Here is a 13,045-nt window from a genome sequence, read left to right as displayed (position 1 = left end):
AGACAATTGGCGCTAGGGGCTGAACAGCCGCTGAAGCGGGCGTTTCAGCCCGTTTTTCGCGGAGGTGCCGCAGAAAAGCGCCAGTTTCCAGTCTTTTCGACCGCGCAGAGAATCTGGCCGATCGTGCAGTTTTTTCCAGCCAATAATGCCGCAATTGTGCGGTCCAGGGCCTCGCCACGCCGCGGATATTCCGGATCGACCACATTCAGGCAGCGTTGAACAAGGCGGCGCAGCAATTCATTTGGCAGGTCAACTGGGGTCAATATTGCCTCTTTTGCGCCTGTGTTGATGTGCGTCGCCGCAGCCTGGTCGGTCATCCACTCAAGTGCTTCACTGGCATCCCGCATCGCCGCAATACTGAGCTCAATTCGTTCCGGATCGAAATCCGGAAAGTCGGCCAGCGCGTCACGCATACGCACCCGGTCAAACTGGCGATCAGTGTTGCTGGGGTCCGATACCGCGGCAATATCGCGGGTCTCCAGATAGTCAGACAATTCTGCCTTGCGGACGCCCAGCAGCGGTCGGATGATGGCGCCATTGATCGGGCGGATGGCGGACAGTCCGTCGACACCACTCCCGCGCAGCAGACGCATCAACACCGTTTCAAGCTGGTCGTCAGCATGATGGGCGGTGGCGATCCACTCGATCAGCGTTTCGCTGCGCCATTCGCCCAGCAGCGCATAGCGCGCCTCGCGAGCCGATGATTGGAGATTGCCCTTAATCGGTTCAGCCGGTGTGAGGATCGCATGAGGGATATCCAGCTGTCGACAAATGGCTGCCACATGTTCTGCTTCCTCAGCGGCTTCGGGCCGGAGGCCGTGATCAATCGTCGCGGCCGAAACTGCACCGGAATATGCCTCGGCTGCCAAGGCCAGCAACGCCATGCTGTCCGGCCCGCCGGAAACGGCAATGCCGAGCCGTCGATCACGGCTGGGCACAGTGCCGGTCAGCGCTTCGGTAGCGGTCCGGAACCGGTCAAGCAGGGGCGATTGCGTCATGCCCGCAGCTTAGCGAGGCGGTCGCAAAAAAGCGAAATGCTTAGTTGCAGCTGGCTGCCGAACGCGCGGCCGGCACCTGTTCGCGAATAGTGCTGCGCAGGCTGCTACCATAGACTTCTTCCAGCTCGTCAAAGGCCAGGCAGGCGCGGTCATTATAGTTGAGTTCTGTCAGCGCCACGCCAAGGAAGAACAGGCTGTCGGCAGCGCGATCACCATCCGGTAGCTCTTGATAGTTGCGGACGAATATCTCGGTCGCATTGGCCGGTTTGTCGTCATCCAGATAGGCACGGCCCAACAGGTTGCGCGCATAGCTTTCGAACCGGTGCCCGGGATAAGTTTCAACCGTTTCCTGAAGCTGGGTGCGCGCGTCAGCGTAGCGCCCGTCGCGCCACATTCGATAGCCCCGGACATAGGATGCTTCACCAGCATCATCCGGCAGGGGTGGCTCGCTGCTCGATGTTTCAGGCGGTGGAGGCGCTGTTTCAGCGGCTTCGCCGGCTGCAGGCTCGGTCGTTTCGTCGGCCGGTGCAGCGAGGATCGGCGTGTCTACATCCGGGTCAATCGCGGCGCCGCCTTGCAGCCCCTCTACCATGGCCCGAAGCTGGCGCAGTTCGAAGCTGTTCTCTTCGACCTGCCCCGTGAGTGTAGCGAGTTGGCGTTCAAGCGAATTCACCCGGTCGGTCAAATCAGTAATCGGCGAGGAGGCGGGATTTCCCGCCGTTCCATCTTGCGTTCCCGATTGAATCTCAGGTTGGAAGAAATCAGGGTCTCCCCCTGGGAAAACCTGGCGCTGCAGCGCGCGAATTTCGCGCTCCACCCGGTCGATGCGGCGATCGATATCGGCACCTTGCGACAAGGCCGGCGTGGCGGCGCAGCTTGTCATCAATGCGACAATGAGCAGTGAACGCATGGCGATTTCCCCTCTTCAGAGCCTTGCGAGGCTTATATCGCTCAGGGCTCTGATCGCCAATATCTAGGAGTGTCAGGCTGTTAGTTGACTGACGGGCCGCTTGTTTGCGGACGCGGCTGGGCCAGGTCTGCCGGCAGCAGACTCACGTCGCTGATAACGGTCTGCGGTGGGCCGATCGGATCGACAGGTTGGCCGCCAACTGTAATGCGCAATCCATCGGCGCGACCTGTGCGAATAGCGGGGCGCTCGGCATCGCTCGGCACTTCATACCGATCGCCAGCCTGCAGTTCGGCTTCATAAATGCGCTCGCCGCTGTCTTGCTCGTAAATTCTCAGCCAGACCGTATCGGTTGCTTCGATGACGACCGCGCCTTCTGTCGGTGGAGGCGTAGCCGGGGTCGATGCTGTCTCGGTCTGGGCGGATTCTGTGGCAATTGGTTCGTCTGTGCCGGCCGCCATGCGTGCACGATCGTCACTATCCAGACCAAACATGCCGCTCCGCCACAGCGCATAGCCAGCAATCAGCACAACAGCGATGGCTGCGGCTATCCATGCCAATGTACGAGGGGGGACCCGCGACGGGTCGGTCGGTTCGAAAAAGTCGCCTGCGGCTTCGCCCGCTGAACGATAGTTGATTTCTTCGCGAAATTCTTTGGCCAGTGCCGGGGCATCCAGGCCAACCGCCAAGGCATAGGCCTTTACGAAACCGGTGCTGTAGGTGGGCGCAGGTAATTTTTCGTAATCGCTATTTTCAATATTTTGCAATTGCCGCAAGGGTATACGGGTAGTTTTGGCAATGTCGTCGAGCGAAATGCCTTGGCTCTCTCGAGCTTCGCGAAGTCTCGTCCCTACTTGGGATTCGAACAACGCAGCGTCTTCGCTACCTTCTTCCGACATCTGCGTCCCCTGCTGACGCCGTGAACCGACGATCTGCTTATTCCAATGGCTTTCGCAAGCCCCCTGCATTTCTGTCAAGCCAATCTGGCCTGTGCTGTCAGCCGATTCAGCCGATTGCGACCGACCGTTGTTCTGCCCAGTCGAGCAGAGTCTGTCGCATATCAGGTGGAGGCTCGGCGAGCCATTCCTCCATGCTTTGTTCCAGCTGCGTTGCATCCAGTGAACGGATCATCGCCTTAATGGTTCCCACTGCCGCAGGCGTAATGGATAATTGTTCGACGCCGAGCCCGATCAGCGCCATCGCTTCGATCGGTCGGCCGCCCATTTCGCCGCAGATTGTGGCCGGCACACCCGCTGCCTTGGCCTCGCGGACAATACGGCGCACGAAGCGCAGGATTGCCGGGCTCAACCAGTCGTAACGATCGGCGATGCGCGGATCGGAGCGATCGGCGGCAAACAGGAACTGGGTCAGATCATTGGTGCCAATCGACAGGAAATCGAGCCGCGGCAGAAGCAGGTCCAGCGCTTCGGCGAGCGCCGGGACCTCCAGCATGCAGCCATAGCGAATATCATGGGGCAGCATGTGGTGGTTATCTTCAAGCCAGACACGCTGCGATTCAAACAGCGCCCGGGCTTCATCAAACTCCCAGGGTTCGGAAACCATCGGAAACATCACGTTGAGCGTTTTGCCGGCTGCCGCCTCGATCAGCGCGCGGGCTTGCACCTTCATCAGGCCTTCGCGATCGAGCGACAGGCGCAATGCGCGCCAGCCCATCGCCGGATTTTCTTCCTTGATCGCGTCGGTGCGCAGATAGGGAACGGATTTGTCGCCGCCGATATCGAGCGTGCGGAAGATCACCGGTCTGTCGCCAGCGGATTCAAGCACGTCCTTGTACATTTTCTGCTGCGCTTCGCGGCGGGGCAGGGTGGCTGAAACGAGAAACTGGAACTCCGTGCGAAACAGCCCGATGCCGTCAGCGCCAGAGAGGCTCGAGCTCGTTACATCTTCGCGCAACCCGGCATTGACCATGATCTGGAGCCGCTTGCCACATTTGGTTTCCGGTTCCGCTTCGCGCAGCGCTTCATATTCGGCGCGTTTCTGGCGCATCCGATCAAGCTTTGTTTCAAAGGCTTCGACCATTGTCGGGGAGGGCCTGACATAGACCGTGCCTTCCTGGACATCGAGCAACAGCTCATCGCCATCATGGATCAGCCGGCGGACATCGGAAACCTGACCAAGCACCGGCACACCCATGGCGCGCGCAACAATGGTGACATGGGCTGTGAGAGACCCTTCCTCGAGGACCACGCCCTTTAGCCGGCGGCGGTCATATTCAAGCAATTCGGCCGGGCCCAGATTGCGCGCGATCAATATGGAATCATTGCGCAGTCCCAGCTGGGCGGCAGTCCCGAGCTGTCCCGCCACGATCCGGATCAATCGGTTGGCGAGATCTTCCAGATCGTGCATCCGTTCCGCGAGCAAGGGATCGTCAATTTCGTGCATCCGCGCCCGGGTGCGTTGCTGGACACGCTCGATCGCGGCTTCGGCGGTCAGTCCGCTATCGATGGCCGCGTTGATCCGGCGGCTCCAGCCCTCGTCATAGGCGAACATCTTATAGGTTTCGAGAACGTCCTGATGTTCGCCGCCAGCGCCGAAATCGGCCTGATTGGCGAGCGCGTCAATCTGTTCGCGCATCTTGCCGAAGGCGGCGTAGACGCGCGCGCGCTCCGCCTCGGTATCGTCGGCGACCGTATGTTCGATATTGACGCGCGGCTGGTGAAACACGGCAACGCCTTCGGCCATGCCGACAACCAGTTTCTGGCCGGTTAGCCGCATCGCTTCGGTCTGGCGTGCGGCTTCGCCGTCCGGGCCGCCATCGTCGATCAGCTCGGCATTGGCGATCAGCTCGGCAAGCACCATCGCGACGGTTTGCAGCGCTTCGATCTCGACATCGTCATAGGGGCGCGGATCGGCATGCTGAACCGCCAGCACGCCGACGGTACGCTCGTGGTGGATGATCGGGATACCCGCAAAGCTGTGATAGGTTTCCTCACCGGTTTCCGGTTTGTACGCGAAGTCCGGATGGGCGGTCGCTTCATCGAGGTTCAGGATTCGGCCGCTATCGGCGATCACACCGACCAGGCCTTCCCCCATGGCAAGCTTGGTTACATGGACTGCGTCCTGGTTGAGGCCGAGTGTTGCATAGAGCTCCAGCACACCTTCGCGTAGCAGGTAGATCGAGCAGACTTCGCTATTCAGCGCTTCGCCGATAATCTCGACAACACGATTCAACTTTGCCTGGGCGTGCGTGCGCGACGCCATAACATCGTGGAGCCCGGTGAGAATCTCCCGGGAGGCGGTGGTGGCTTCGGCAAAACTCATGAGATTCGACTAGCAGAGCCATGCGGGCGGCGCCATTGCCGAAACCCTAAGCGGCGCAAAAGATTAGCTTGTGTATTGCAAGCTTTGCGACGCTTGAATGGCAGTTGGCGGCGATCTGGGCTATGGTGCGCTTCTTGGCAGGAGCCGAACCATGACAGACTATAGCGTAAGACCCGCTGGCCCCGAAGATGCTGCGCAGCTCGGCATTGTTGGACCGGCCTCCTATGCCGCGGCCTATGGGTATCTATGGCCCAAGCCAGCGCCGTTGATGCAGCATCTGGAAAGCTATGGCGAAGCCGCGGTGCGCAGCGCCATGGAGGATGGCAACACCAAATTCTGGCTCGCCGAGGGCGATGGCGCGGCGGTGGGTTTCGCGATGGCCGTCCACAAGTCACCAAACCCAGTGACCAAAAGCGATAACGGCGTCGAACTGAGACGGGTGTATCTCCTGTCCAATCTCCGCGGATCCGGGCTTGGCAAGAAGCTCTATGAAACCGTACTTGAGGACGCAAAAGACGCGGGCCGCGATCATATCTGGCTGGATGTGATGGACAGTGCCGATTGGGCCTATGGCGCCTATTTGCGCTGGGGTTTTGACGAGATCGGCGCGCGCAGCTTCGATCGTGAAGTCTATGAGGATCGCCGAAAAATGATCCTGTTGTCCAAGCAAATTGATTGATCTTCCGAAACCCGGAACCATTCCAAAGGATTGAAACCATGCGAAAATACCTGCTCGCCCTATCGGGCTTGCTCTGTGCCGCCACGCCGCTCTCGGCCCAGTCTTCCGCCTTCCATCCGGGGCCTGTTTTCACCGAATTCGGACAGGTCGCGACCATCGAAACAACGATGGATATCCCGGCTGATGCATCTTTTGCCATCGCATTCGACACGGCAACCCGCGCCGATGTCGGCGAGATCAATCGGACGCTGAATAGTGCAGCGCGCTTCATCAACATGCATGTCGAAGCCGGTGTGCCGCTTGAGAATATCCGCGTCGCGGTCGTCGTGCATGGCGGGGCATCGCTCGATCTGACCCGAGCAGAACTCTATGCGGCCCGCCAAGATGGCGCGGAGAATGCCAATGCCGCTGCCATTGCTGAGCTGCTCGATAACAATGTGCAGATCATCCTGTGCGGCCAGACTGCGGCTTACTATGAGATTGGCGTTGCGGACCTGCTACCGGGTGTCGGCATGGCCCTGTCGGCAATGACAGCACATGCCCTGCTGCAGCAGAACGGTTTTACGCTGAATCCGTTCTAGCCGGCCAATTTCTCGCGGATATTGGGGAAAGGTCACGACACTCAGGATTAGTTCTTGTCGCGTTCCGCGGCTCGTATATAGCTAAGGGACAAGCGCCGCCCGGGCAATTTATCCCGAGTATCTAAGGGAAGAAACGGCATGAATTCAATGCTGCAACAACGTCCGTTGCGAACGGTCAATCTGCATGATTGTCAGGCATGTATGGATGGCGAGGTTCCCGAGGCTATCTTGCGGACGCCCTCGATGATGTCGCCAGAAGAAAGGCGCTTTATCTATGGATTGGCGAAAACCGAATATCGTGGCGACGGATTGATATTTGACGGCGGTGCGTTTCTTGGCGGGTCGACGCTTGCTTTCGGTTTGGGCCTCCAGGAAAATCGTCAGTATGACGCAATTGTCGAAAAGTTCAGACAGCCGATCGTGACGTTCGAGCGAGGTCAGACAAGCAGCAATCTCGTTCGAACGCTCAACCGACATGGGCTTGATGTGAAGGAGAATGAGAGCTTCATTCCTGCCCTCCAGTCCAACATCGAAGCGGTCGCAGATCTGGTTGAACTGCGGGTCGGCGATATTCTCGATCAGACTTGGGACGGCCCGATCGAGATAATGTTTCTCGACGTTGTGAAGAATATGAAAATCCTAAATCATATTTTTTCGAATTTCTTTCCGCACCTGATCGAAGGGGCGTTGGTGCTGCAGCAAGACTATTTTATCGAAGGCATGGCCCCGCTTAAGTTGATGCAGGAATTCACGGCGAAATATTTTGACTATGTAGGCGAAGTATCCTCGATGGGAATTTTTCGAGCGAAGAAAACCGTTCCTGCCGAAATACTAGCTACAAATGTCCGCAAGGATCTTGATGTTGACACCCAACTCACCTTGCTGGCGCAGGCGCGGGACCGGAGCGCCGATATCAAAAGACGATTCATGGTCGATATTTCGCGCGTTCGGATTCTGACTTTCTCCGATCGGCGAGACGAAGCAGCAGAATTGTGGGAAACGCTCAAAGCTGAATATCCCGAAGAATGCGATGACAGCCTCAAACGCGTGAACAAGGCTTTTCTCAAGACTGAAGAACTGGTCAACGCTGATTGACCCAGACACGGTTTCGTCCGCGGGTCTTGCTAGCGCGGTTCGCGGATCATCGGTGTCATGACCGGAGAATCGCCATGGCGGATCTCCCCCATGATTTCGAAGCCATGGCGCTGATAGAGCGAAATATTTTGCGGGTTTGAGCTTTCCAGATAAGCGATTTTGCCATCCGCATCCGCGCGTTGCGTGGCATGCTTCATCAGCGCCCCGCCAAGCCCTTGGCCAATATGAGCCGGGTCCGCAGCGATCAGCGGCAGGTACCAGATATCCTCTTCGGGATGATAACGGTCCATCTCTTCGAATACCGCGCCGACATTCTCCATCCGATCTTCGTCAATGGTTTCGCCAATAATGGCGTCCATCTGGTCGCCATCCGGGTGGACGCCGGGCGGCAGCCACAATGCCGCAGCCTTACTCTCATTGGCGAGAAGCGCGCTGCCCGCTTCAAAGGCATTGCCGCCAAAGGCCCCGGCGACGCGCGTCATTGCGTCGAGATAGACATGCGATTCCGGCCACATCCAGCGGCAGAACGGGTCAGAGGAAAAGCCGAGCACGATCGTATTGATGGCACGGTCGCGGTCTTCAGGCGTCGCGGCACGGATCGTCGGCGGCTGGTCGGTCATCGCAAGTCCTCCAAAAGCTTGGATTTCACTAAGATAGACTATGCATGGGGCTGCGGGGCTTGTCTAACCCCGGTTCTTGTCCAGAGCTTTGACCGCCTCGTCCATCAGCGTTTCGATGATATCGGCCGCCGGTTCTTCGGCTTTCACCATGCCGACCGACTGGCCTGCCATGAGCGAACCGTTTTCAACATCGCCGTCGATTACCGCGCGGCGCAATGCGCCAGCCCAGAAATGTTCAATCTGCAGCTGGGCCTCACCCATTTCGATTTCGCCGGCATCGAGTAGCTTGGCGACTTCGATCTGCTTTTTGTTGAACTCCTGCGTGCCTTTGTTCTTCAGCGCGCGAACCGGGATCACTGGGAGTCGGTCGTCAATCTGTGTGCTGACGATCGCATCGCGGGCCGGGGCGCGCATAAAGGCTTTTTTGAAATTCTCATGCGCGATGCACTCGCTCGCACAGACAAAACGCGTGCCGAGCTGAACGCCGACCGCGCCAACCTCGAGCCAGGCCGCAATCGCATGGCCACGGCCAATGCCGCCGGCGATGAAGATCGGCAGCTCGTCGCGCAGCTCAGGCAGGATTTCTTGTGCAAGCACGGAGGTACTGACCGGGCCGATATGGCCGCCCGCTTCCATGCCTTCGATCACCAGTGCATCAACGCCGGACCGATGCAGCTTCTTGGCCAGTGCAAAGGCTGGGGCAAAACAGATCAGCTTGGCGCCGAATTCCTTGATCTTGGGGATCGCCCAGCCGGGTGGCAGGCCACCGGCCAGAACGACATGACTGACTTCATGCTTGGCGCAGACTTGGATCAGCTCTTCGAGCTGCGGATGCATGGTGATGAGATTGACGCCGAACGGCTTGTCAGTGCGCTTGGCCGTTTCAGCAATTTCCTCGTCCAGCATGTGCGGTTCCATCGCGCCGCAGGCGATCACGCCAAAGCCACCGGCATTGGAAATGGCGGAAACAAGGTTGCGCTCAGAGATCCAGCTCATCGCGCCGCCAAGGATCGCATATTCGGTGCCCAGGAACTCGCAGCCCCGCGCCATCATTCGCTTGATATCAGTAATATCGGTCACGCGGGCATCCCTATGTCGACTGGTGTGTAGCGTCTTTGTTTTCGGTCAAGAAGCGCCGGGATCGGCCTGGCCTTCACGCGGCGTCATCCTCTGCATCCAGGCCATAGGCTGTATGGAGAACGCGCACGGCGAGCTCGGTATAATCTTCTTCGATCAACACGCTGACCTTAATCTCCGACGTCGTGATCGCCATGATGTTGATCCCGCGATCCGCCAGCGTCTGGAACATGGTGGAGGCGACACCGGCATGGCTGCGCATGCCGACACCGACGACGGACACTTTGCAGACATTGATGTCATGCGTCATCTCGCGATAGCCGATTTCATCGCGCGCTTTTTCGAGGATATCGAGCGAGCGGGCGAGATCGTCGGAGGGAACGGTAAAGGTCACATCGGTATTGCCGGTTTCCCGGGCAAAGTTCTGCACGATCATGTCGACATTGATATCGCCCTCCGCGAGCGGCGCGAAGATCGCGGCGACGGAACCGGGTTTGTCGGCGACCGAAGTCAGTGTGACCTTGGCCTCATTCTTGGCATAGGCGATTCCGGTGATCAGCTGTTTTTCCATTTCGCTGTCCTCAATATCCTGTTCGTCGACGATCATCGTGCCGGGCTTGTCCTCAAAGGAGGACAGCACCTGGAGTGGCACCTGATGTTTCATGGCCAGACCGACCGAGCGGGTCTGCAGCACTTTCGCGCCGACGCTCGCCAGTTCCAGCATTTCTTCGTAGGTAACCTTCGATAGCTTGCGGGCGCGTGGCACGATCCGGGGGTCGGTCGTGTAAACGCCGTCCACATCGGTATAGATGTCACACCGATCCGCGCCCATGGCGGCGGCGATTGCGACCGCCGATGTATCCGACCCGCCCCGCCCGAGCGTTGCGACACGGCCTTCTTCGGTCATGCCCTGAAAGCCCGGGATCACGGCAACGCGGCCGCCTTCAATGGCTTCGCGCAAAATGTCCGTATCGATATCCGCGATCCGCGCCGAGGCATGGACTTCGGATGTCCGGATCGGGAGCTGCCAGCCCATCCAGCTGCGGGCGTCTACATCCATCGATTGCAACATGATCGCCAACAGGCCGGACGAAACTTGTTCGCCCGAAGCGACGACGACGTCATATTCGCGCGGATCGTATAGCGAGGAGGCCTCGCGGCAGAACTGGACCAGCCGGTCTGTTTCGCCAGCCATGGCCGATACGACAACCGCAACATCATTGCCGCGATCCACCTCGGCTTTGACGCGCTCCGCCACTGCCCGGATCCGTTCGATCCCGGCCATGGACGTGCCGCCGAATTTCATCACGATGCGAGCCATGGATCTTGCCGAAACCCTCGAAAAATTGCGCTTTGCCCCATGGAACAGGGCGGGCGATCCTGTTAGGCAGGGCCGGATATGAACGCAAGTGCAGCATCATCGAGTCCGTCGACATCCGTTGACCCCAAAGAGGCCGAACATTTCGGCAAATTGGCGGCGGAATGGTGGGATCCCAAAGGATCCTCCGCAATGCTGCATCGGCTCAACCCGCCGCGGCTTGGCTATATCCGCGATGCGATCGATCATCATTGGGATGCCGATGAGCATGATCGCCAGCCGCTAAAGGGCAAACGCGCGGCCGATATCGGCTGCGGTGCGGGGCTGTTGGCCGAACCGCTGGCGCGGCTGGGCGCCGATGTGACGGGGATAGATGCGGCCGAAGAGAATGTCGCGGTTGCCAAGGCGCATGCGGCACAATCGGGCCTCGCGATCGATTACCGCGCTGGCGGTATTGAGATGGCCGACGGCCCCTATGATCTCGTCACCTGCATGGAAGTGATCGAGCATGTTGCCGATCCCGCTGCTTTTGCGCAGGGCCTTGCCGATGCGCTGACGCCGGATGGCTTGCTGATCATGTCCACGCCCAACCGGACGGGTTTGTCGAAGGTTGCGATGATTACCGTGGCCGAGGGCGCCGGGCTCATTCCCAAAGGCACGCATGACTGGGACAAGTTTCTGACACCCGAAGAGCTGACCAGCCTGCTCGAAGATGCAGGCCTTAGCGTGACGGACATTTCCGGCCTCAGCTTCTCGCCATCGCGCGGGTTCGAAATTTCCGAACGCACGGGGCTGAACTATCTGGTGACCGCAGCGCGGACAGGCAGTTAGAAATCGACCTTGTCATAATGGGCGGGCGGCGAGATCACTTCCATCCGCTCTGAGAGTAGCGGGCGGAAACTCGGCCGCGATTTCAGGCCGGCATACCAGGCCTTGGCCTGTTTATGGCTCGACCAGTTGAATCCACCCAGATAATCCGCGACCGAAATCTGCGCTGCGCCGGCAAAGTCTGCAAGGCTGAGGGTCGATCCGCCGATCCAGCGGCGATGATCCAGCAGATAATCGATATAATCGAGATGCGAGTCCGCCGCCTTCATGGCTTCGCGCAACACTGTGCCGTCTGGCGCTTCGCGATGGATCAGCCGTTTGAACATCCGTTCATGCATCAGCGGGGCGACGACATCGGTGTAGAAATTCTCATCGAACCAGGCGATGAGCCGGCGGATTTCCGCGCGGTTGTTGGCCGGGCCGGTGATCATCCGGGCCGCGTCGACGGTTTCTTCGAAATATTCGCAGATGGCGCGACTATCGATCAGCGTCGCGCCTTTTTCCTTATCGACCATCACCGGCGTCCTGCCGGCCGGGTTCATGTCGAGAAACTCGTCGCGCCTCTCCCATGGCGATTCCCGCACGAGATCATAGCCGATGCCCTTTTCACCGAGCAGCAGGCGAACCTTGCGGCTGAACGGGCAGAGCGGAAATTGATAGAGTTCCCACATGGATCGCGTTTGTAGCGCAGTAGCCGAATCCGTCCAGCGGTTATTCGCTCAACCTATTCCGGCAGGCTTTCACCAAGCCGCTCGCCCCAGCGTTCCAGTTCGGGGAGCAGGGTCTCGAATTCGCTGAGCATGGTGCCGATCATCGCGGTCGCCATACGGGCTTTCCCGCGCAGTTCTTCCTCAGCTCCCGGATTGTCGCGCAGCATCATGTCACGCACCGTATCGCCGGCGCGGATATCGCCTTCGATTTCCACATTGGGCGCGATACTGGCCAGCCGGCCAATTGGCATATCGAGCAACACGCCAATGATACTGTCGACAGCGAGCACGGTTTCATCCTGCGCGGCATAGGGATCATCGTCCCAGATATCTTCGTCGGTTTGCTGGGCGAGAGCCGGCGTGGTTGTCAGAGCTGCTGCGGCGAGAATGATCGGCAGTTTCATTATGTCTGGTATCCCCATATTCCGTTTGGGCTGAGCGTGTCGAAGCCCTGTTCTTCTCACCTAGTAAGACAGAGCAACCCTTCGACAGGCTCAGGGTCAGCGGTGTTTCGTTGGCTATGCCTTAGCAGATCGGAAATGAGTACGCGCTGAACGGAGTGCTATCCGACCGGTGCGTAATAATAGACCATCAGCTCATTGCCGCCTGGATCGCGAAAGTGAAAGCGGGAACCACCCGGAAAATCATAGGTTTCGCGAATGATCGTTCCGCCAGCGGCCAGCACCGCCTGTTCGGCCGCGGCAATATCGTCCGTCTTGAAGCCGGGCAGGGGCGGGGGCGTTTCGCCGAAACAGGCAAGGCCAAGCTCGAACGCGTCGGTGTTGGCACCGGCATATTCCGGGCCATAATCGGTGAAATCAACCTGAAACGCCTTGGTATAAAAGGCTTTTGTGGTCTCCATATCGCCGGTCGCCAGTTCAAGATAATTGGGCATCTGCATCGCGAATCTCCTCAATGTTCATCTTATGTTCTTGGTTGAGGAAAGCAAG

At 58.8% G+C, this 13,045-nt stretch carries 14 protein-coding genes; 4 read left to right on the top strand and 10 right to left on the bottom strand.

Annotated features, from left to right (window positions below):
- Positions 1-44 precede the first annotated feature (44 nt).
- The 4 genes from tilS to ptsP all read right to left on the bottom strand — a co-directional run bounded on the left by tilS (position 45) and on the right by ptsP (position 5,187).
- On the bottom strand, positions 45-998 hold the full coding sequence (gene tilS / locus HFP51_RS07820; protein ID WP_176875203.1) for a tRNA lysidine(34) synthetase TilS: 954 nt from the start codon (positions 996-998) through the stop codon (positions 45-47).
- Positions 999-1,038: 40 nt separating this feature from the next.
- Complete coding sequence (locus tag HFP51_RS07815; RefSeq protein ID WP_176875202.1) at positions 1,039-1,908, bottom strand: hypothetical protein; 870 nt, start codon at positions 1,906-1,908, stop codon at positions 1,039-1,041.
- 80 nt (positions 1,909-1,988) lie between these two features.
- Positions 1,989-2,804, bottom strand: a complete 816-nt coding sequence (locus HFP51_RS07810) for a helix-turn-helix domain-containing protein (protein ID WP_176875201.1) — start codon at positions 2,802-2,804, stop codon at positions 1,989-1,991.
- A gap of 106 nt (positions 2,805-2,910) precedes the next feature.
- The gene (gene ptsP, locus HFP51_RS07805) at positions 2,911-5,187 is read right to left on the bottom strand and encodes a phosphoenolpyruvate--protein phosphotransferase (RefSeq protein ID WP_176875200.1); all 2,277 of its coding nucleotides are present in this window, start codon (positions 5,185-5,187) and stop codon (positions 2,911-2,913) included.
- Between the two features lie 151 nt (positions 5,188-5,338).
- On the opposite strand from ptsP, the gene HFP51_RS07800 reads away from it, so the two are divergent.
- The 3 genes from HFP51_RS07800 to HFP51_RS07790 all read left to right on the top strand — a co-directional run bounded on the left by HFP51_RS07800 (position 5,339) and on the right by HFP51_RS07790 (position 7,542).
- Positions 5,339-5,866: a GNAT family N-acetyltransferase gene (locus tag HFP51_RS07800; protein WP_176875199.1), complete on the top strand. Its 528-nt coding sequence runs from the start codon at positions 5,339-5,341 to the stop codon at positions 5,864-5,866.
- 38 nt (positions 5,867-5,904) lie between these two features.
- Entirely contained in the window at positions 5,905-6,447 is a 543-nt protein-coding gene (locus tag HFP51_RS07795; RefSeq protein WP_176875198.1) for a DsrE family protein, read from the top strand.
- A gap of 138 nt (positions 6,448-6,585) precedes the next feature.
- Positions 6,586-7,542 (top strand): hypothetical protein, encoded by a 957-nt coding sequence (locus HFP51_RS07790; RefSeq protein ID WP_176875197.1) that lies wholly within the window; start codon positions 6,586-6,588, stop codon positions 7,540-7,542.
- Between the two features lie 29 nt (positions 7,543-7,571).
- On the opposite strand, the gene HFP51_RS07785 is transcribed toward HFP51_RS07790, so the two are convergent.
- The 3 genes from HFP51_RS07785 to HFP51_RS07775 form a co-directional block, all read right to left on the bottom strand.
- On the bottom strand, positions 7,572-8,162 hold the full coding sequence (locus HFP51_RS07785) for an N-acetyltransferase (RefSeq protein WP_176875196.1): 591 nt from the start codon (positions 8,160-8,162) through the stop codon (positions 7,572-7,574).
- 63 nt (positions 8,163-8,225) lie between these two features.
- Positions 8,226-9,212, bottom strand: coding sequence for a nitronate monooxygenase family protein (locus HFP51_RS07780; protein WP_176876597.1), 987 nt, complete (start codon positions 9,210-9,212; stop codon positions 8,226-8,228).
- A 103-nt stretch (positions 9,213-9,315) separates the two neighbouring features.
- Positions 9,316-10,560: an aspartate kinase gene (locus HFP51_RS07775; RefSeq protein WP_176875195.1), complete on the bottom strand. Its 1,245-nt coding sequence runs from the start codon at positions 10,558-10,560 to the stop codon at positions 9,316-9,318.
- A gap of 78 nt (positions 10,561-10,638) precedes the next feature.
- On the opposite strand from HFP51_RS07775, the gene ubiG reads away from it, so the two are divergent.
- Positions 10,639-11,388, top strand: a complete 750-nt coding sequence (ubiG, locus tag HFP51_RS07770; protein ID WP_176875194.1) for a bifunctional 2-polyprenyl-6-hydroxyphenol methylase/3-demethylubiquinol 3-O-methyltransferase UbiG — start codon at positions 10,639-10,641, stop codon at positions 11,386-11,388.
- Here ubiG and HFP51_RS07765 read toward each other — a convergent pair.
- The 3 genes from HFP51_RS07765 to HFP51_RS07755 all read right to left on the bottom strand — a co-directional run bounded on the left by HFP51_RS07765 (position 11,385) and on the right by HFP51_RS07755 (position 12,996).
- Positions 11,385-12,056, bottom strand: a complete 672-nt coding sequence (locus HFP51_RS07765; protein ID WP_176875193.1) for a glutathione S-transferase family protein — start codon at positions 12,054-12,056, stop codon at positions 11,385-11,387. The two genes, ubiG and HFP51_RS07765, sit on opposite strands and share 4 nt — an antisense overlap.
- A gap of 53 nt (positions 12,057-12,109) precedes the next feature.
- Positions 12,110-12,499, bottom strand: a complete 390-nt coding sequence (locus tag HFP51_RS07760) for a hypothetical protein (protein WP_176875192.1) — start codon at positions 12,497-12,499, stop codon at positions 12,110-12,112.
- A gap of 158 nt (positions 12,500-12,657) precedes the next feature.
- Positions 12,658-12,996 carry a VOC family protein gene (locus HFP51_RS07755; RefSeq protein WP_176875191.1) on the bottom strand — a complete coding sequence of 113 codons (339 nt, stop codon included), beginning with the start codon at positions 12,994-12,996 and terminating at the stop codon, positions 12,658-12,660.
- Positions 12,997-13,045 lie beyond the last annotated feature (49 nt).

This window comes from Parasphingopyxis sp. CP4 (genome assembly GCF_013378055.1).
In the GTDB taxonomy this organism is placed as follows: Bacteria; Pseudomonadota; Alphaproteobacteria; order Sphingomonadales; family Sphingomonadaceae; genus Parasphingopyxis.
Note: the sequence above shows the minus strand (reverse complement) of the source record. Positions and strands in the feature narration are given on the sequence as shown.